The organism is Paenibacillus mucilaginosus 3016, from assembly GCF_000250655.1.
GTDB classification, from domain to species: domain Bacteria; phylum Bacillota; class Bacilli; order Paenibacillales; family NBRC-103111; genus Paenibacillus_G; species Paenibacillus_G mucilaginosus.
In genome coordinates, this window is record NC_016935.1 from 1,027,602 (window position 1) to 1,045,765 (window position 18,164).

Consider the following 18,164-nt stretch of genomic DNA (forward strand, 5'->3'; position numbering starts at 1 on the left):
TATGACCACCAGAGAATTGCAAGTCGAATCGTTCTCGCTCGGCCCCCTGCAGACGAACGCCTACCTGCTGACCGTACCGGGCGAGAACCGGGGGATCGTCATCGATCCCGGCATGAATCCCCAGCCGCTGCTGAAGCGGGTGGCGAATCTCGAGATCGAAGCGATTCTGCTCACCCATGCGCACTTCGATCATATCGGCGGGGTGGACGAGCTGCGGAAGCTGAAGGGCTGCCCCGTCTATCTGCATGACGCGGAAGCGGAATGGCTCACGAACCCGAAGCGCAACGGGTCCCTGAACTGGCCGGAGCTCGGCGGCCCGATTACGACGGAGCCTGCCGAGTATGCGCTGGAGGAGGGCATGAAGCTGGAGCTGCTCGGCCTTCCGTTCCAGGTGCTGCACACGCCGGGGCATTCCCCAGGCAGCGTCTCTTTCCTGCACGGGAACAAGCTGTTCGGCGGAGATGTGCTGTTCAAGCTCTCCGTCGGCCGGACGGACCTGGCGGGCGGAAGCGAGAACGAGCTGTTGAACTCCATCCACAGCAAGCTGTTCCGGCTGCCGGACGATACGATCGTCTACTCGGGACACGGTCCCAAGACCTCCATCGGGTATGAGAAAGAGAACAACCCTTACGTGTAAAAATTCTGCGTTGCGAGCCGTCCTGCAAGGGACGGCTCTTTGGCATGCCCATTGGCGGTGCGGGCCACTACAGGTGGGCAGAGCAGGGGAGATCAGGTGGAGTTACGCAGGGTCCGCAGAGGGGGGGCGGCCGTCTATTTTTGGCGGGGACTGGGTGAATACCGTGCCCGGTTGGGTGAACTCCCATAGACTGTTGGTGTGCCCTGAGCGGCAGCGTTCCGCAGCAGCGGAAGGCGGTGCGGCGGCGGAGGATCTTCCGCAGGCCGGCCGTCCCAAATTCACGGAGGTGCTCTTTCATGGAAAAATACCAACCGATGCCCATGCCGGCTCCCATGCCAGCCCAAATGCCCGCTTCCATGCCGAACATGATGCCTAATATGATGCCGAATATGATGCCAACCGCCACCGCACCGGTCTCGATGCCGAAGCCGATGGCTTACCCGCCGGTCAATGTTAACGCCATGTTCGATGAGGTCAACATTTATGGCCCCAAGAAGCCCCACTACCCCGTGAAGGGCGTGTGGAGTTCCGCAGGCTACATTCTCGTACTGTATATTCTCCTCGTCATCATCCTGCGCAGCGGAGGCAAGTGCGGCAAACCCTGCTGATCCCTGGAGAGAATGCAGGGGCTGAACCCGGCGATCCGCCCAGCCCGCTCCTGCATGAGGCTCCCTGCTGCCGAGAGGTCCGCGCTCTGCCGCCCGGAACTCCGGTTCGCGTTCGCCAGGCCTGTTCCGCGGCTCCGCAGCCGGTCCCGGTGAAGCCCGATACGGTAAGCAGGGAGCCCTTTCGGAGGGTGAAGGCGGCATTCGCGCCAGCCGTAGAGGCCGGCCGCAGCCTTGGACCCTCCGGACGGTCCGTCCTCCGGCCAAGTACATATCGCTTTAAGCGCGGGCAGGGACATCTGCCCAAACCGACCGGGCGCCTCCCTGCATACGATAGAAGAGAAAGCATAGGCGAAAGGGGAGGATGCCCGTGAGCAGATTACCGCTCTTCATGCGAAGCGTCAATGAGAGCCTGGATGAACTGATGGTGGCGATCGAGAAGGTGAACACGATCTGCCAATCGGCGGAGCACATGTCGCCGGCCGTACGGCAGCTCGCGAAGCTGGTGGCGGAGGCGAAGACCACGGTGGCACAGCCGGTAGGGATTCATGAAGCGAAGCGATCGCCGGGCAAGCGCAAAAGCCGTAGAGGCCGCAGACCCGCTTCGAGGGGGCTGCGCTGACATCCGGCTGTCCGGCAGAAGGCGGGGCGGAGAGCGGCGGGCAGCGAGGGCGGCAGGCTGGCGGAGGAACGGGCAGGGACGCACGGCCCCGGACTTCGGGCAGCCGGGAGGGCTGACGGTGAAGGGCAAGCGGCAGTCGTCCCCGCGCAGGAAGCCGCTTGCGCCGGGCGCCTGCATCTGCAGCTCAGTCCCTCCCCGCGAAGCCCGCAAGCCCTATTGGCAGCGTTTCCTTTAAGGGATATACTGGAAGCTGGAAAGGGCCTGCCTTCAGGTTAGACAGGCTTCCCGTTTCCTACCTGAGCGAGCAAAGGAGCTGGCTTCCCATGGCATTTATCGATTGTCATTTTTTCTCGGACACCCTGGGCATCTCCTCATCCATGTATGTGATTCTCCCTCAAGCGGCCCAAGGCCAGATCGGCATGGACGCCGTTGGAAGGAACGGGCGCCATCCGGTACTGTTCCTGCTGCACGGCCTGTCGGATGACCACACGATCTGGATGCGGCGCACCTCCATCGAGCGTTATGCCGCTTCGCTCGGCCTGGCGGTCGTTATGCCCAACGTGCACCGCAGTTTTTATACCGACATGGCCCAGGGCGGCCGCTATTTTACGTTCGTCAGCGAGGAGCTGCCGGCCTTGGCACGCTCGTTCTTCCCGCTGGCGGAAGAGGCCGAGCGCACCTTCGTAGCCGGCTTGTCCATGGGCGGCTACGGTGCGATGAAGCTGGCGCTGACCCGGCCCGACCGCTTCGGGGCGGCGGCAAGCCTCTCGGGCGCGTTGGACGCCGAGGACTGCGCCCGGACACTGCTCGTGCCGGAGGAGACGGCCCGCATCTTCGGTTCGGCGGACGCGGTTCCCGGCAGCGGCAGCGACTTGTTCCACCTGGCCAGCCGGCTGGCGGCATCCGGCGGCCCGCGGCCGAAGCTGTACCAGTGCTGCGGCACCGAGGATTTTCTCTACGGCAGCAATATCCGTTTCCGAGATCACTGCAGGACGCTCGGGATCGAGCTGACGTACGAGGAGGAGCCGGGAACGCATGAATGGGGCTATTGGGACCGCAAGATCCAGTCGGTGCTGGGCTGGCTGCCGTTATAATCGGTGGCTGCCTGGCCGGTCCATGACCCGGGAGGGAAGGGTCCAGCTCTATCGTCAGGCCGCCGGCGGAGCCTCCGCACGGCGGCCTTTTGTAATGAACCTGCGGATATCCGGACACGCATACGGAACCTCCAGCCGGCAGGCTGCCAAATTCAGATGACGCGGAAGCGCCCGGCTGTGCTATGCTGGGGTTAAACGGAACGGCTATAATGTAAACGATTACAAAATGTGGCGGAGGTGCAGGCCGATGGACCGTGAACTGCTGACTGTACTGATCGTGGACGATGAAGAACCACTGCGCCAGGAGCTGCGTTCGTTCCCTTGGGGGGATTACGGGGCGGAGCTGGCGGGAGAAGCCGAGAACGGGGAGGAAGCTCTGGAGCTCTGCGGCCGTATCCGGCCCGACGTGATCGTCACCGACATTACGATGCCGCGGATGGACGGGCTGGAGCTCGTCAGGCAGGTGCGGGAGCAGGGGCTGCCCGTGCAGGTCATCCTGCTCACCTGCCACAGCGAGTTCGGCTATGCGCGTGAGGCGCTGAAGCTGGGGGCCCTGGAATACCTCGTCAAGGTGTCGTTGGACGAGGAGGACCTGGGCCAGGCCCTGGGCCGGGCCCGGGAGGCGCTCGCCCGGGAGCAGGCCCGCCGCCGCAGCGAGAGCGGGCAGCACCGGGCGGAGCTGTCGCGGCTGCTCGTCCGTGCGCTGGCCGGGCCGGAAGCCGGCGATGCGGCCTCGGACGGCGTGCCGAGCCCAGTCGGCTACCCGCTTAGCGCCGCACGCCTGCTGTGCCTGGCCGGGAAAGGCAGCCGGCTGCAGGTGCTGCACGAGCTGCAGGAGGAGCTCGCGCAGCTGACGCTGGGCCGGACCGCAGACAGCCGCTATGCCGGCGTCGACTGGGCCCCGCTCAGCGAGTCGGAGCTGCTGCTGTTCCTCGGTCCGGACGCCGGGGGCGCCGCCGAAGACGGCCGGGAGGGCGCTGCGGCCCTGCTGTGCGGGCTGGTCGACCGGCTGGAGGCACGCTTGGAGCGCGAACGGCCGCAGACCGCAGGCCGTGTCCGCCTGTTCGCCCTGCTGAAGGGGCCGGCCGCCTCGCCGGAGGAGCTCCTGGCCGCTGTCCGGGAGACGGAGCGGGCGGCTTTTCACTGTTTCTACGAGGAGAACAGCCGGGTCGTTCACGACGGGGCTCCCGGGAAGCCGTCCCCGGCTGTCAGCTCCCCTCGGAGTCCTGCCGCTCTTGCTTCCATGGAGGCGGAGTGGAGAGAGGCCACGCGGGATCCGGCCCGGCTGGCGTCTTATCTTCAGGAGGTCTGGGTTCCCTGGGCCAAAGGCAGCGGCATGGAGCCGGCGGAGCTGAAGCGCTGGGTGTGCCGCCGATGGGAAGAGTCGCTTCCCGCGCCCCTGGACCCGGAGAAGAAAGCGGCGGTACTTGAGGGTCTCACTGCGGCGGAGTCTCTGACCGGGCTGGTCCGTCTGCTGGTGCAGAGCGGGGAAGTCACCGGGGGGGGCCGGCCGAAGATCCGGCGGGAAGTGCAGCAGGCCCAGGCGCTGATCCGGCAGAAGCTGGCGGAGCCGATCACCCTGACCACCATCGCAGGGGAGGTGGGGCTCAGTCCCTCCTACCTCAGCCGGCTGTTCCGCGAAGAAGCCGGAGAGCCGTTCAATGAATATGTGACCCGGGTGCGGATCGACCGGGCGGTGGAGCTGCTGCAGTCGGCACCGCTGAAGGTCTACGAGGTCGCCGAGCAGGTAGGTATTCCGAGCTACCGCTATTTCTCGCAGCTGTTCCGCAGCCGCACCGGCGTGTCGCCAACTGAATACAAGAGGAGCTGAAGAGCATGCGGCACAGACTCAGGGAATTCAGCCGGTGGAGCATGGCACTCAAGCATTTTTTGTTTCTCTTCACAGGCACTTCCGTACTCTTCGGCGTACTGGCCTGGAATAACCTGCGCGATGCGGAGAGCCTGTTCCGCAAGCAGGTGCTGGGGGATGCCCAGCTCATCATCGACCGGACGAATCTGTATCTGGATGCCTACCTGGACAGCGTACAGAATATTCTCCTGCTGCTCTCCACCCGGGAAGACCTGCTGGAGCCGGGAGCGGAGGAGAAGGCGGCCGAGGTGCTCCGGCGCTATGCGGAGAAGAACGGCTCGCTGTACCGGACGATGTACCTGGTCCGTGCGGACGGAAGGGTGCTGACGAACGCGCAGGTCAACTACGAAATCATCGGCAACGCGCACCTGCTGCCGCTCGCCGATAAAGCACGGTCCTCCTACGGCATGTTCATCAGCGAGCCGTACGATTCGCCGCTGTCCGGGCGGACCGCCGCCTTCGTGCTGCCGTTGACGGGGGCGGACGGCAGCTTCCGCGGGGCGGCCGTCGTGGAGGCGGATCTGACGCGGCTGACTTCCTCGCTGGCCTCCGTCATGAATTCGCGCAACCAGACGTTTGCGATCATCACCGGGAAGGGGGCGCCGGTCCATGCCTTCGATGCGGGCCTGCCGCTCAGTGCCTACCGGCTGCTGCCTTACCAGAGCGGCGTCTTTCCGCCGCAGCTGCAGGCGGACTTTCTGGCTGCGGCGGCCGAGCTGCCGGTCGGCACGGCGGAGCTGGACGGGCCGCAGGGACGGCTGGTCGCGGTGAAGTCGGGGATGAACCGCCTCGGCTGGCATTTTATCGCCTTCTACGAGACGGACTATTTCTACCAGAACATCCTCTCCCTCTACGACAACTACAAGACGGCAGCCGCCGTATGGATCGTGCTTCTCTTCCTCAGCTCGCTCTTTCTGAGCCGCTATATTACCCATCCGCTGCGGACCCTGGTCGCCAAAATGGACCGGGTGCGCGACATGGAGGTGCTGCCGAGCATCTCCGCGACCCGGGAAGATGAGATCGGGCGCCTCGCCCGGAGCTACAACGCCATGATGGAACGGATTCACGGCCTCGTGCAGGAGATCAAGGAGGCGGAGCACGCCAAGCGGCAGCTCACCCTCAAGATGCTGCAGAGCCAGATCGCGCCGCATTTTCTCTACAATACGCTGGCCTGCATCTCGTCGCTTGCCAAGCAGCAGAAGATCGAGGAGGTGCGAGAGACCGTCAAGGCGCTGGTCGGCCTGCTCTCCTTCTCGTTCGACAAAAGCACGGAGTTCGTCACGCTCGAGGAAGAGCTTGAAGGGCTGCGGATGTACGCGTACATCCAGCAGGTGCGTTACGGGGACAAATTCACGCTGGAGTGCGAGGCGTCCTCCGAGACGCTGGCCTGCGGCATGCTGAAGCTGACCCTGCAGCCGCTCGTCGAGAACGCGATCTTCCACGGCCTGGCCTCGCTGAAGCGGACGGGGCGCATCCGGCTGCGGACGAAGCGGGTGCGGGGCCGGCTCGTCATCCTGCTGCGCGATGACGGCGTGGGCATGGACCCCGAGCAGCTGCAGAGCCTCTTCGCGGAGCGGCACAAAGCGCCGAGCCGGCACCGGTTCACCGGCATCGGCGTCATGAACGTGCACGAGCGGATCCGGCTGCATTACGGCACGGACTACGGTCTGCAGGTGTTCAGCCGCCCGGGGCAGGGCACCCTGATCCGCATGGAGCTGCCCTCACAGCCGCCGCCGGCCCCTGTGAGGCAGGAGACTGCGGCTTCCTGAACCGTGCCGTCGCCGCCAGACGTGAGCGAGAGGGCCTGCGGTTCCCTGGCCTCCAGGCCGCGCCGCCGGCCCCATGGCGACAGTAGCCAGCGGTTGCCTGGCCCCCGGCCACTACCGCCGGCCCCATGGCGACAGTAGCCAGCGGCTCCCTGACCCCCGGCCGCGCCGCCGACCCTACGTGACAGTAGCCAGCGGCTTCCTGACCCCCCGGCCGCGCCGCCGGCCCTACGCGTCAGTAGCCAGCGCTTCCCTGACCCCCGGCCGCGCCGCCGGCCCCATGGCGACAGGAACCGGCGGCTCCCTGGCCCCGGCTGCCGTACCCCCGAACCTGGCTCCCGGACCGCCTCCCGGCAGCATCTCCCGCCGGTTCATTCCTCCATCGCAAAAATCCGTACATTTTTGGGGAATCCCTGCATAGAAACGCATGAGAGCGCTTGCTATACTGAATCCAACAGAATGAAAGCGCAAACATCGAACTCAAAAATCTCATGCGAGAGAGGTGATCTCCCTGATGGAAAGGCATCTGGCCGGGAGCTCTCTGCCCCTCGCCCGCCCACGCGAATCGAAGACGCGGCTGCTGGGCAGGCGGGTCTGGAGCTTCCGGGCGTTCTATCTCATGCTGCTGCCCGGCGTGCTGTACTATCTCATTTTCCGCTATCTCCCGATGTACGGGGTGGTCATTGCCTTCAAGGACTTCAGCATGCTGGACGGCATCCTGGGCAGCCCCTGGGCGGACCCCTGGCACAAGCATTTTACCGCGTTCTTCCAGTCTCCTTACTTCTCCCAGCTCATGGTCAACACGTTGCTCATCTCCGTCTACAAGCTCGTCTTCGGCACCGTACCTCCGATCCTGATGGCGCTGCTGCTGAACGAATGCCGGGTGAAGTGGTTCAAGACGATCGTGCAGACGCTGACGTACATGCCGCATTTTCTCTCCTGGGTCATCATCTACGGCATTCTCATCGCTTTCTTCTCCCAGAGCTCGGGCCTCGTGAACCGGTGGATCGAGGAGCTGGGGGGCAGCTCGATCGGCTTCCTGACCTCGGTGGATTACTTCCGGAGCATCCTGGTCGGCTCGGAGATCTGGAAGGACCTCGGCTGGGGGGCGATCATCTACCTGGCGGCGATGGCCTCGATCGATCCGACGCTGTACGAAGCGGCGAAGGTGGACGGGGCGGGACGGCTGCGCATGATCTGGCACATTACGCTGCCGGGCATCCGGAGCGTGATCATCCTGCTGCTCATCCTGAAGCTCGGCCACATCATGGATGCGGGCTTCGACCAGATTTACATCCTGTACAACATCCAGGTGTACCAGGTGGCGGACATTCTCGACACGTGGGTATTCCGGACGGGGCTGCAGCAGCTGAACTTCAGTCTCGGAGCGGCCGTAGGGCTGTTCAAGTCGCTGATCGGCCTGGTGCTCGTGCTGGGCTCGAATCATCTCTCGAAGAAGTGGGGGGAGGGCATATGGTAAAAAGCCTCGAAGACCGCCTGATGAACGCCGCCGTCCTGCTCATCCTGGGACTGGCGGGGGCAGCCGCCGTGTTTCCGCTGATGTATGTCGTCTCCGTCTCCGTGACGCCGTTCTCCGAGGTGCTGAAGAACGGGGGCTTCATCCTCATCCCCCGGAGTTTTACATTCAGCGCGTATACGCAGCTGTTCACGGAATCGGCGATTCCCCGGGCGTTCGCGGTTACGGTATTCATCACGGTTGTGGGGACGCTGATCAATCTCGTGCTGACCGCCTTAATGGCTTACCCGCTCAGCCGCAAGGGACTGCCGGGCCGCAGCTTTTTCCTCCTTATGGTCGTCTTCACGATGCTGTTCAGCGGGGGGATCATCCCTACGTATCTCATCGTCAAAGCGCTGGGGCTGGTGGATTCCGTCTGGTCGATGATTCTCCCGAATGCGGTGTGGAGCTTCAATGTTCTGATTATGAAAAGCTTCTACGAAAGCCTGCCCGAAGAGCTGTTCGAGTCCGCCCGGATGGACGGGGCGAGGGAGTTCCGCATCCTGCTGCAGCTGGTGGTCCCGCTCTCCATTCCTTCGATGCTTACCGTCGGCCTGTTCTACATGGTGGGGCACTGGAACGAATTCTTCCAGGCGGTCATGTATGTCACGGACCGCTCGCTGTTCCCGCTGCAGGTGATCATCCGGGAGCTCCTCATGATGACCCAGCAGCCGCTCGAGAATGCGGAGAACATGCTGCCGACCGAGACGATGCAGATGGCTTCGGTCGTTACGGCCAGCCTGCCGATTATTCTCGTGTATCCGTTTATCCAGAAGCATTTTACCAAGGGGATGCTCCTGGGCTCTGTGAAGGGTTGACGCTCCATGTGCAATAGATGGGTTCAATCTTAATCAAGAAAGATGGGGGACGATGGCTATGGAACAAAAAAGAAAGCTGGCGGCCGTGCTGGCGGTCATGCTCACGGCGGGATCGGTACTTGCAGGCTGCGGCAGCGAGGAAGCGGCAAAGGCACCGGCCGGTGGGGCAGCCGGAGGGGACGGCAAGCCCGTCAAGCTCGATATCATCGAGACGGGCAGCGGCCTGCCGTCGCCGGACCAGGACATCATCAAGAGCGAGCTCGACAAGGCGCTGAAGACGGAGATCAATCTCACGGTGTACGCGTCGATGGACGATTACAAGAACCAGCTCAACGTGCGGATGGCCTCCTCGAACTATCCGGACCTCTTCCTGGTCGACAAGCAGCAGTTGAAGCAGTTCTCCGAGCAGGGGCTGCTGCTCGACCTCACGCCCTACAAGGAGAAGCTGAAGCCTACGCTGGATTTCATCGGGGAAGAGTCGGTGAAGAAAGCGGTGCTGGGCGGCAAGCAGTTTGCGATCGCCAAGTCGCCGCAGGTGCCTTATGACACCTATTGGGTCCGCAAGGACTGGCTCGACAAGCTGGGGCTGAAGGTGCCGGTGACGCCGGAGGAGCTTCTCGAGGTATCGAAGGCCTTCAAGGAAAAGGACCCGGACGGCAACGGCAAGGCGGATACGTTCGGGCTGACGGGGGGCAAGCTGGGCGCCTTCAGCACGCTGTTCGGAGCCTACGGCGTCGGCTTTGAAGGCGGCGCTCCAAGCGTCTATGTGAAGGACGGGAAGATGGTCCATGCCCTGTACGACGGGAACATCAAGGCGGCACTGGGTTTCATCCGGGAGTTCGTAGCCTCCGGCTCGGTCGATCCCGAGCTGCTGGCGAACTCGGGCCTGCAGCACCGGCAGAAGGCGATCAAGGGCGAAGCGGGCATCATCTACGTCGACTGGCCGAACATGACCAAGGAGCAGTTCGTGGAGCAGATGAAGGCCGTGTCCGCGAATGTGAACTGGGTGCAGGTCGGCGCGCTGAAGGGGCCCGGCGGAGCTTATGCCAGCGGCTGGGATACCGGCAAGACGGCAGGGCTGTACGCCATCCCGAGAGCGCTCGAGAAGAATCCGGAGAAGCTGCAGAAGGTGTTCGACCTCCTGAACTATGTCTCCACGAAGGAAGGGTCCCTCCTTGTGCAGTACGGCGTGAAAGGGAAGCACTACAACCTGGAAGGGGAGAAGGTCGTCCCCACCGAGCTCATGGGCAAGGAAGGCGGCTACTTCTGGCTGTACCAGTTCACGGGCCGGCCGGAGCTTGAATACCTGAAGGTCAAATTCGAGAAACAGGCTCCTTATGTGGAGTTCGCCTCGAAGCAGCCGCGGATTGAGGCATATAATGGTTTTATCAATTATCCTGCAGGCTACAATGCGGCGGATGCCGACCGGTACATCGAAGAGGAGCTGGCGAAGTTCATCTACGGCAAGCGGCCGCTGGAGGAGTACGATGCGTTCCTGAAGACGCTGGAAGGGTCGATGAACTACAAGGCGTATCTGGCGGAAGCGGAGAAGCGGCTCAAGGAGCTCGGCTATCTGAAGTAAGCAGCCCATGAAGGAGGAAGAGCAATGGCAGCGCATAAGCTGGATATTCCGGCGCTTAAGAGGCAGTTCGAAGAGGATGGGTATCTCCTGCTCAAAGGGGTCCTGACACCGGAAAAGGTACAGCGGCTGAATGCGGCCGTGGATGAAATTCTCGCCGCAGAGCCCGAGTCGCTTGCTTACAATATCTACAACAGCGTGGAACGCCATGACGAGATCGCTTCGCTGATCGACGAGGAGACGGTGCTGCCGCTGGTCGTGAATCTGCTCGGCTTCAATATTCAGCTGCACATCTCGCATTTGACGATCCGCCGGCCGAACCCGCAGGATCTCCAGACGGATTCCCACAGCTTCATCAACTGGCACCAGGACGGACCGCATCCCCAGTTTCCGAAGCAAAGCGGCATCACTTCCACCTATTACATCAAAACCTGCTACATTCTCAGCGACATGTCGGCGCCCGACCGGGGCAACACGAAGGTGATCCCGGGATCGCATAACCGCCCGTTCGAGCCGGAGCATCAGAACGTGGACGGGGTCGTGCCGGGAGAGGTGCAGGTATGTGGCGAGCCGGGCGATGTATTCATTTTCGCGCAGAACCTGTGGCATGCCGGAGCGCCGAACCGCTCCGAGCATACGCGCCGGCAGCTGTTCCTCGGCTACAGCCCGATCTGGATGCGGCCGATCGACTACCGGACGGCGTCCCCGCGTCTGCTGGAAGGGGCTTCGCCGTACCGCCGCCAGCTGCTCGGCGTCATCGACGACAATCCGTTCAAGTACTACGTTCCGGAGGAACGGATGCTGCCCCTCAAAGCGATGTATGCTGCCCCGCCGGTACAGGACGCTTCGGGCGGCGCGCAGATTTAATACGGCTTCAGAACCCATTCGCACAGCCGGTCCCTTAAGGGGCCGGTTGTTTATTGTTTTTGGATTTTCCTGCTGCGATGACTGCGGCTGTTGGAGGCACCGGGCTTGGGGCCATTTTGTTGGAATTTGTCCCCGCTTTGGAGGATGTTATCCGTTACAATTCCCCGGGCTTTCCCTGATAATGGAACCAAGGAAGAACATAGGGCTTCCGGGACCGGGAAGCCCGCAGGAGTGAGGTGGCACACGAAGAGGTCATCTTCCCTCAGCATGATCCGCACAATGAATTGACCGTTGTTTAATTAAAATGAAGGAGCGTGTAATGAGAAGATGAAGAGAAGCAAACCATGGACGATCGTGCTCACGACTGCCTTGCTGGCATCGCTTGTCCCCGCTGCAGCCTTCGGCGCCGCCGCGTGGGCTCCGAACGTAACTTACAAGGTCGGCGACCTCGCCGATTACTCCGGTTCCACCTATCAGGTGCTGCAGAACCATACCTCCCAGACAGGCTGGGAGCCGTCGAACGTACCGGCTCTCTGGAAGCTCGTATCGAGCGGCGGAACGGCCGATACCCAGGCGCCGAGCGCACCGGCGAACCTGATCTCCTCCGCCAAGACGTCGACCTCCGTGACCTTATCCTGGGGAGCTTCCACCGATAACGTCGGCGTGGCCGGCTATGACGTCTACCGCGGGACGGCCCTGGCCGGCACAGCCACGGGAACCGGCTTCACGGTGAGCGGCCTGACGGCGAACACCGCCTATAGCTTCACGGTGAAGGCGAAGGATGCGGCAGGGAACGTATCGCCTTCGAGCAATGTGCTGTCGGTGACGACAAGCCCGGCATCCGCTGCGGATACGCAGGCGCCGACCGTGCCGGCAGGGCTCAAGGCTTCGGGCGTGACGAGCAGCTCCGTTTCGCTGTCCTGGACGGCTTCGACGGACAACGTGGGCGTGACCGGTTATGAGGTGTATCGCGGCACCGTACTGGCAGGTACGGCGGCGGGCACCACCTTTACCGTCAGCGGTCTTGCGGCCAGCACGGCGTATTCCTTTACCGTGAAGGCGAAGGATGCGGCGGGCAACGTGTCGGCGGCGAGCACGGCCGTATCCGCCACGACCTCCGCACCGCCTACAGGCGGCAGCGGCGGCTACAAGATCGTGACCTATTATCCGGCTTGGGCCGTGTATGCCCGGAACTTCAAGGTGCCGGACATCGATGCGAGCAAGATCACGCACATCAACTATGCGTTTGCGGACATCTGCTGGAACGGCCGGCACGGCAACCCGGACCCGTCCAGCCCGAACCCGCAGACCTGGGCTTGTGCCGACGAGACCGGCAATATCAACGTGCCGAACGGGACGATCGTGCAGGGCGACCCTTGGGCCGACACGGGCATGTCCTATCCCGGCGATACCTGGGACGAGCCGATCAAGGGCAGCTTCAAGCAGCTCATCAAGCTGAAGCAGGCGAACCCGCACCTGAAGACGATCATCTCCGTGGGAGGCTGGTCGTGGTCCAACCGCTTCTCCGATCGTGGCGGCCGATCCGGCGGCGCGCGCCGTCTTCGCCAAGTCGGCGGTGGATTTTCTCCGCAAGTACCAGTTTGACGGCGTGGATCTGGACTGGGAGTATCCGGTGAGCGGCGGTCTGGCCGGCAATACCTACCGGCCGGAAGACAAGCAGAATTACACGCTTCTGCTGCAGACGATCCGTGCCGAGCTGGACAAGGCCGGAACGGCGGACGGCAGGAAGTACCTTCTGACGATCGCTTCGGGTGCAGGACCGGCGTTTGTCGCCAACACGGAGCTCGGCAAGATCTCCCAGACGCTCGACTGGATCAACATCATGACCTATGATTTCCACGGGGGCTGGGATCCGAAAGCGGGACAGAATGCGCCGCTCTATTTCGATCCGGCCGATCCGAGCACCGATCCCGTGAACTTCAACGTGGACAAAGCGGTCGCGAATCATCTGAACGCGGGCGTGGCACCATCCAAGCTGGTCATGGGCCTGCCTTACTACGGACGCGGGATGCAGGGCTGCGCGAACGTGAACGGCGGCTTGTACCAGACGTGCTCCGGTACGGCGGCCAAAGGCACATGGGAGAACGGCTCGTTCGACTTCTATGATCTGGAGGCCAATTACATCAACAAGAACGGCTACACCCGCTACTGGAACAGCGTGACGAAGACGCCTTACCTCTATAATCCATCCGGCGGCATCTTCATTTCTTACGACGATGCGCAGTCGATCACGGAGAAGGTCAACTACATCAAGAGCAGAGGGCTTGGCGGCGCCATGTCCTGGGAAGTGACGCAGGACCGCAACCGAACGCTTCAGACGGCAGTCAAAAACGGACTTAATCCATAATTGATCCGGATGCTTCAGGGCCTCCTTCCTTCGGGACGGGGGCCATTTTTATGGGGGGTTAGGAAATTTCAGGGCGGAGATGTAGGCGCTGGAAAGGGGTTTGGGGGGAAGGGGGCGAAGTAGAAGGAGTAAGACCCAATCTCACTTTTGGAGGAATCCGCTTCATGTCGATTATCCACAAGGTAGCAACAAGAACTAAGGGATATCTGTCGTTCGGAGGTGGACACGGGGGGCTGTCCGATATGCCCCGGGTCCGGGGCAAGGTATACGTCAACCGCAGGGGGGAGCTCAAGATCGGCAGGAACCTGTCGATTATCGCAAAGCCGTGGCCTGTCCAGCTGACCGTAGTGAAGGGAGCGAAGCTGACGATCGGGGACAATGTATTGATCAACGCTGGTGTGGGCATCGCTTCCAATCTGGAGGTGACCATTGGCAATGATGTCAAGATCGGTCCGCGGACCAGCATCTTCGACTCCCAATATCATCCGCTGGACAGCAGCGATACGGGGAATCTCTGCAAAAAAATCGTCATCGAAGACAATGTTTGGATCGGCACGGGATGCCTGATCCTGCCCGGCGTGCGGATCGGCCGCAACTCGGTGGTGGCGGCGGGGAGCACGGTCACCCGGGATGTGCCGGAGAATGTTGTGGTGGCGGGCAGCCCGGCCAAGGTGCTCCGGGAGCTCCAGATCGAGAAGGATTGGATCCGGTCTTAGCCGTGTCTGTTTATGGAGCCGCTTCTTCTCCTCTCGAGGCACAGCCATGCACTACCGTGCACACGATGAGATAAACGTCTATGCGTTCCTTTTTAAGGACGATGCGCGTTTATTAAAAATATCAGATGACTGAAACGAGCTGTAGCGAGTTATACCTTCTGATATGTAAAATAAAAGGCCGCCAGTCCTCCCGAAGGGGAACCGGCAGCCTGTGCAAAACAGGAACATCTCTTATTTCGCTGTCGTTTTGTTATACTCGGCGATTTTCGCCGTAATTTCTTTGGCAGCCGCGTCGAGCGCTTCTTTCGGCGCTTTTTTGCCGTTGAGCACTTCTTCGATCGCTCCTTCGGTCAGCTGGCGCGCTTGAGGGAAGATGCCCATCACGGCGCCCTGGGTGGCCAGGTTGGCTTTGGTCTGGTGCAGCTGGTCGACGGCCGTTTTGAACTGGGGGTATTTCGTCAGGTTATCCTTCACAAGCTGCTCGTCGTAGGCCTTCTTCGTGATCGGGAAGTAGCCCGTGTTCACGTGCCAGTATGCCTGCTGCTTCGGATCGGCGAGGAACTTGATGAACGCCCAGGCGCCCTTCTGCTCCGCTTCGGACTTGTTGTTCATGATGTAGTTGGACGCGCCGCCCACGATCACGCCGCCTTCCTTGGCATCCGATGGCTTCGGAAGGAAGCCGGTACCGACCTCGAACTTGCCTTCTGCGGCGGAAACGATGCCCCGCAGGGAAGCCGTGGAGTCGAGGGTCATAGCGATTTGGCCGGCGGCGAAGGCTTTCTTCGTGTCGTCGGTCTTGCGGCCGAGGTTCATCATCGACTTGTCGTCGATCATGCCCTTCCACCACGTCAGCGTCTTCACGCCTGCATCACTGGCAAGCAGCGATTCCGTCGCCAGGCTCGTCCGCCCGTTGCCGTTGTTGAGCAGCTCGGCGCCCTGGTTCGCAAAGAACTGCTCCATGAACCAGCCGTAGATGGCGAACGAGGCGCCGGCTTGGCCGTCCTTCGTAAGCTTTTTGGCCGCTTCCGCGACTTCCTCATACGTAGCCGGCGGCTTCTCGGGATCGAGACCTGCGGCTTTGAACAGATCCTTGTTGTAATAGAGGATCGGGTTGGACGTATTAAACGGCATGGAGTAGAGCTTGCCGTCGACCTTGTAGTAGTTCAGGATGTTCTCCTCGAGCTGGGAGATGTCGTACTTGTCCGCATCGATGAACTGCTGAATCGGCGTGATCGCCTTGGAGTCGATCATGAAACGGGAGCCGATCTCGTACACCTGGATCAGGGTCGGGCCGCTCTTCGAATCCATGGAAGCCTTCAGCTTGTTCAGGCTCTCGTCGTACGTACCCTGGAATACGGCTTCTACGACAACGTCTTTCTGGGAAGCGTTAAAATCCGCAACAAGCTTGTCCACCGCTTTGCCGAGCTCGCCGCCCATGGCATGCCAGTAGACGACTTTGACAGGGCCTTCCGTTTTGGCGGCTTCTTTGCCGCTCTCTGCTGCTCCGGCTGCCGCTGGCTTGCTCTCGCCGGCCGCGCCGCCGCCGCTGTTGCCTCCGCAGGCCGCCGTGAAGGTCATGGTCATGGCGAGGGGCAGGATAAGCGACAGGTGTTTCTTGGATTTGCTTTGAAGCATGGGGTGATCTCTCCCTTTTTATGGTTGGTTTGTGTATATCACAGCGGGGCCGGTTAGGCCCACGCGTCATGCCGGATGGATAGAAAGAGGCACGGTGTCAGCCCTTGACGGCGCCGGCCGTCATCCCGCGAACGAGCTGCTTGAGACCGAGCACGAGCAGGAGCAGGGAGGGCAGCAGCACCAGCACGACGCCGGCGAGCACCAGGTTCCAGGAGGTCATCTCCTCGAACTGGAGCATCGAGATGCCGATCTGCACCGTGCGCATCTCTTCCCCGTTGGTGACGAGCAACGGCCACAGGTACATGTTCCAGTGATTCAGGAACGAGTAGACGCCGAGGGTGGCCAGTGCCGGCTTCGAGAGGGGCAGCACGATCCGCAGGAAGATGCGGATGTGCCCGCAGCCGTCGATCCGGGCGGCCTCGAACAGCTCGCGGGGCAGCTGCAGGAAGAACTGGCGGAGCAGGAAGACGCCGAAGGCGGACGCAAGGAACGGCACAATCAGCGCCTTATAGGAATCGAGCCAATCCCAGCTTTTGACCGTGAGGTAGTTGGGGATGACGGTGACCTCCCACGGAATCATCATCGTGGAGAGGAAGAGGCCGAACAGCAGGCTCCTTCCGGCGAACCGGAGGAAGGAGAAGGCGTAGGCGGCCATGCTGGCTGTCAGAAGCTGCCCCAGCATGATGGCGGTGGAGATCAGGAAGGAATTGCCGATGAACCTTCCGATCGGCAGGAGATCCGTGACTTCCGCATAGTTGCCGAGATAGAGGGAGGACGGCAGCAGCTTCGGCGGAGAGGTGGCGGCCTCCCCGCTCGTCATGAAGGAGGCCGAGACGGTATACAGGATCGGATACAGGGTCAGTACCGCAGCGCACAGCAGCAGTCCGTAGATGATTCCTTTCTGCAGGCTTGTCATTGGTAGTGAACCTTCCTTTCGAACATGCGGAATTGAACGATGGTGAGCAGCAGGATCACGGCGAACAGAACCAGGGCCTGCGCGCTGCCGATGCCGAACCGGAAATTGACGAAGGCGTCCTCGTAAATGTTGAATACGATGACATCCGTGCTGTTCATCGGACCGCCCTTGGTGAGAATATGGATCTGGCCGAACGACTGGAACGCCCCGATGACGGAGACGATGCCGCTGAAGAACAGGGTCGGCGAGATCAGCGGAAGCGTCAGGCCGAAGAACGTGCGGAGAGGGCCGGAGCCGTCGATTTTGGCGCTGTCGTAGATCTCTTCCGGCACGCTCTGCAGGCCGCTAAGCAGGACGATATAGTTGAATCCGAGATTCATCCACACGGTCATGATCGAGACGGAATACAGCGCCCAGGCAGGATCGGACAGCCAGCGGATGCCTTCCACCCCGAGGAGCGACAGGAAATAATTCAGGGTGCCGAGCGTCGGGTGGAACAGCATCATCCAGATTACCGAGCCGGTGCCGACGGAGATGGCCACAGGCAGCGAGAAAATGAACTGGAACACCTTCATGCCCCGCAGCTTGTTGTGGGACAAGGCGGCCAGCAGGAGCGCCAGCGCGATCCCTGTCGGTACCGTCAGCAGGGTGAAGGACAGCGTCACCTGCAGGCTCTGGTAGAATTTGTCTGAGGTGAACAGCTCGGTGAAGTTATCGAGTCCGGCATAGGCGGCGATGCGCCCCCGGGGATCGGTAAGATGCAGGGAGAGATAGACCGACTTCAGCAGCGGATAGAACAGGAAGACGGCGAACAGCGCCAGGGACGGGGCCAGAAAGCCGTAGGCCAGCAGGTGCTCCCGCAGGGCGGCGCTGCGCAGCGTCCGGCGCCCGGTGCGTTCCGCTGTAGAGGGGCGTTCGCTCTTCGGGTGAGGGGGACGCAGGTGATCTTGCACGGTGGACATGGGGATTCCCCTTTCGGTCGGTTGTGAGACTTGCTCAGTATAAGGGCCGCTTGTTATCCGAAGGTTAAAAAGAAATGAAGAATTTGTATAGGGAAAGCCGGCGTTTACAAAAAGCTAAAATTACCTCTTGCAGGTTTGGAAAATATATGATAATTTATAATACATAACCAATCACGTGCGGAAGAACCGCCTT

The 18,164-nt window shown here is 61.7% G+C and carries 18 protein-coding genes; 14 read left to right on the forward strand and 4 right to left on the reverse strand.

The features are described from left to right. Position 1 precedes the first annotated feature (1 nt). From PM3016_RS04550 to PM3016_RS04575, 7 genes are all read left to right on the forward strand, one after another. Entirely contained in the window at positions 2-637 is a 636-nt protein-coding gene (locus PM3016_RS04550) for an MBL fold metallo-hydrolase (protein ID WP_013914742.1), read from the forward strand. 296 nt (positions 638-933) lie between these two features. Continuing rightward, on the forward strand, positions 934-1,245 hold the full coding sequence (locus PM3016_RS04555; protein ID WP_014368584.1) for a hypothetical protein: 312 nt from the start codon (positions 934-936) through the stop codon (positions 1,243-1,245). A 361-nt stretch (positions 1,246-1,606) separates the two neighbouring features. Further along, the gene (locus PM3016_RS04560; protein ID WP_238540442.1) at positions 1,607-1,864 is read left to right on the forward strand and encodes a hypothetical protein; all 258 of its coding nucleotides are present in this window, start codon (positions 1,607-1,609) and stop codon (positions 1,862-1,864) included. Beyond that, positions 1,791-2,099, forward strand: coding sequence for a hypothetical protein (locus PM3016_RS38005; RefSeq protein WP_128758897.1), 309 nt, complete (start codon positions 1,791-1,793; stop codon positions 2,097-2,099). The genes PM3016_RS04560 and PM3016_RS38005 overlap by 74 nt, the downstream gene beginning before the upstream one ends. An 88-nt stretch (positions 2,100-2,187) precedes the next feature. Then, positions 2,188-2,958 (forward strand): alpha/beta hydrolase, encoded by a 771-nt coding sequence (locus PM3016_RS04565; RefSeq protein ID WP_013914747.1) that lies wholly within the window; start codon positions 2,188-2,190, stop codon positions 2,956-2,958. 247 nt (positions 2,959-3,205) lie between these two features. Continuing rightward, complete coding sequence (locus PM3016_RS04570; RefSeq protein ID WP_014368586.1) at positions 3,206-4,789, forward strand: response regulator; 1,584 nt, start codon at positions 3,206-3,208, stop codon at positions 4,787-4,789. 5 nt (positions 4,790-4,794) lie between these two features. Next, the gene (locus PM3016_RS04575) at positions 4,795-6,597 is read left to right on the forward strand and encodes a cache domain-containing sensor histidine kinase (RefSeq protein WP_014368587.1); all 1,803 of its coding nucleotides are present in this window, start codon (positions 4,795-4,797) and stop codon (positions 6,595-6,597) included. A 225-nt stretch (positions 6,598-6,822) separates the two neighbouring features. On the opposite strand, the gene PM3016_RS38400 is transcribed toward PM3016_RS04575, so the two are convergent. Next, positions 6,823-6,969, reverse strand: coding sequence for a hypothetical protein (locus PM3016_RS38400; protein ID WP_016362310.1), 147 nt, complete (start codon positions 6,967-6,969; stop codon positions 6,823-6,825). A 139-nt stretch (positions 6,970-7,108) separates the two neighbouring features. Here PM3016_RS38400 and PM3016_RS04580 point away from each other — a divergent pair, with 139 nt between their 5' ends. The 7 genes from PM3016_RS04580 to PM3016_RS04610 all read left to right on the forward strand — a co-directional run bounded on the left by PM3016_RS04580 (position 7,109) and on the right by PM3016_RS04610 (position 14,458). Continuing rightward, on the forward strand, positions 7,109-8,074 hold the full coding sequence (locus tag PM3016_RS04580; RefSeq protein ID WP_013914750.1) for an ABC transporter permease: 966 nt from the start codon (positions 7,109-7,111) through the stop codon (positions 8,072-8,074). Next, the gene (locus PM3016_RS04585; RefSeq protein WP_013914751.1) at positions 8,068-8,928 is read left to right on the forward strand and encodes a carbohydrate ABC transporter permease; all 861 of its coding nucleotides are present in this window, start codon (positions 8,068-8,070) and stop codon (positions 8,926-8,928) included. Before PM3016_RS04580 ends, PM3016_RS04585 begins: the two co-directional genes overlap by 7 nt. Positions 8,929-8,986: 58 nt before the next feature. Next, complete coding sequence (locus PM3016_RS04590; RefSeq protein ID WP_014368588.1) at positions 8,987-10,510, forward strand: extracellular solute-binding protein; 1,524 nt, start codon at positions 8,987-8,989, stop codon at positions 10,508-10,510. A 24-nt stretch (positions 10,511-10,534) separates the two neighbouring features. Beyond that, positions 10,535-11,374 carry a phytanoyl-CoA dioxygenase family protein gene (locus PM3016_RS04595; protein ID WP_014368589.1) on the forward strand — a complete coding sequence of 280 codons (840 nt, stop codon included), beginning with the start codon at positions 10,535-10,537 and terminating at the stop codon, positions 11,372-11,374. A gap of 327 nt (positions 11,375-11,701) precedes the next feature. Continuing rightward, entirely contained in the window at positions 11,702-12,979 is a 1,278-nt protein-coding gene (locus PM3016_RS41285; protein WP_274379994.1) for a fibronectin type III domain-containing protein, read from the forward strand. After that, a complete protein-coding gene (locus PM3016_RS41290) occupies positions 12,906-13,742 on the forward strand; it encodes a glycoside hydrolase family 18 protein (protein ID WP_041619029.1) in 837 nt (278 codons plus the stop codon). The genes PM3016_RS41285 and PM3016_RS41290 overlap by 74 nt, the downstream gene beginning before the upstream one ends. Before the next feature lie 164 nt (positions 13,743-13,906). Further along, a complete protein-coding gene (locus tag PM3016_RS04610; protein WP_014368590.1) occupies positions 13,907-14,458 on the forward strand; it encodes an acyltransferase in 552 nt (183 codons plus the stop codon). A 231-nt stretch (positions 14,459-14,689) separates the two neighbouring features. Here the strand turns inward: PM3016_RS04610 and PM3016_RS04615 are convergent, their stop codons facing one another. The 3 genes from PM3016_RS04615 to PM3016_RS04625 form a co-directional block, all read right to left on the reverse strand. Beyond that, complete coding sequence (locus PM3016_RS04615) at positions 14,690-16,093, reverse strand: ABC transporter substrate-binding protein (RefSeq protein WP_014368591.1); 1,404 nt, start codon at positions 16,091-16,093, stop codon at positions 14,690-14,692. A gap of 97 nt (positions 16,094-16,190) precedes the next feature. After that, positions 16,191-17,009, reverse strand: coding sequence for a carbohydrate ABC transporter permease (locus PM3016_RS04620; RefSeq protein ID WP_014368592.1), 819 nt, complete (start codon positions 17,007-17,009; stop codon positions 16,191-16,193). Next, positions 17,006-17,971, reverse strand: coding sequence for a carbohydrate ABC transporter permease (locus PM3016_RS04625; protein ID WP_013914759.1), 966 nt, complete (start codon positions 17,969-17,971; stop codon positions 17,006-17,008). Before PM3016_RS04625 ends, PM3016_RS04620 begins: the two co-directional genes overlap by 4 nt. Positions 17,972-18,164 lie beyond the last annotated feature (193 nt).

Bases quoted from the DNA above. Each gene is read 5' to 3' on its own strand.
- PM3016_RS04550 (WP_013914742.1), top strand. From the start codon at position 2: ATGACCACCAGAGAATTGCAAGTCGAATCGTTCTCGCTCGGCCCCCTG.
- PM3016_RS04555 (WP_014368584.1), top strand. From the start codon at position 934: ATGGAAAAATACCAACCGATGCCCATGCCGGCTCCCATGCCAGCCCAA.
- PM3016_RS04560 (WP_238540442.1), top strand. From the start codon at position 1,607: ATGCCCGTGAGCAGATTACCGCTCTTCATGCGAAGCGTCAATGAGAGC.
- PM3016_RS38005 (WP_128758897.1), top strand. From the start codon at position 1,791: ATGAAGCGAAGCGATCGCCGGGCAAGCGCAAAAGCCGTAGAGGCCGCA.
- PM3016_RS04565 (WP_013914747.1), top strand. From the start codon at position 2,188: ATGGCATTTATCGATTGTCATTTTTTCTCGGACACCCTGGGCATCTCC.
- PM3016_RS04570 (WP_014368586.1), top strand. From the start codon at position 3,206: ATGGACCGTGAACTGCTGACTGTACTGATCGTGGACGATGAAGAACCA.
- PM3016_RS04575 (WP_014368587.1), top strand. From the start codon at position 4,795: ATGCGGCACAGACTCAGGGAATTCAGCCGGTGGAGCATGGCACTCAAG.
- PM3016_RS38400 (WP_016362310.1), bottom strand. From the start codon at position 6,969: ATGAACCGGCGGGAGATGCTGCCGGGAGGCGGTCCGGGAGCCAGGTTC.
- PM3016_RS04580 (WP_013914750.1), top strand. From the start codon at position 7,109: ATGGAAAGGCATCTGGCCGGGAGCTCTCTGCCCCTCGCCCGCCCACGC.
- PM3016_RS04585 (WP_013914751.1), top strand. From the start codon at position 8,068: ATGGTAAAAAGCCTCGAAGACCGCCTGATGAACGCCGCCGTCCTGCTC.
- PM3016_RS04590 (WP_014368588.1), top strand. From the start codon at position 8,987: ATGGAACAAAAAAGAAAGCTGGCGGCCGTGCTGGCGGTCATGCTCACG.
- PM3016_RS04595 (WP_014368589.1), top strand. From the start codon at position 10,535: ATGGCAGCGCATAAGCTGGATATTCCGGCGCTTAAGAGGCAGTTCGAA.
- PM3016_RS41285 (WP_274379994.1), top strand. From the start codon at position 11,702: ATGAAGAGAAGCAAACCATGGACGATCGTGCTCACGACTGCCTTGCTG.
- PM3016_RS04610 (WP_014368590.1), top strand. From the start codon at position 13,907: ATGTCGATTATCCACAAGGTAGCAACAAGAACTAAGGGATATCTGTCG.
- PM3016_RS04615 (WP_014368591.1), bottom strand. From the start codon at position 16,093: ATGCTTCAAAGCAAATCCAAGAAACACCTGTCGCTTATCCTGCCCCTC.
- PM3016_RS04620 (WP_014368592.1), bottom strand. From the start codon at position 17,009: ATGACAAGCCTGCAGAAAGGAATCATCTACGGACTGCTGCTGTGCGCT.
- PM3016_RS04625 (WP_013914759.1), bottom strand. From the start codon at position 17,971: ATGTCCACCGTGCAAGATCACCTGCGTCCCCCTCACCCGAAGAGCGAA.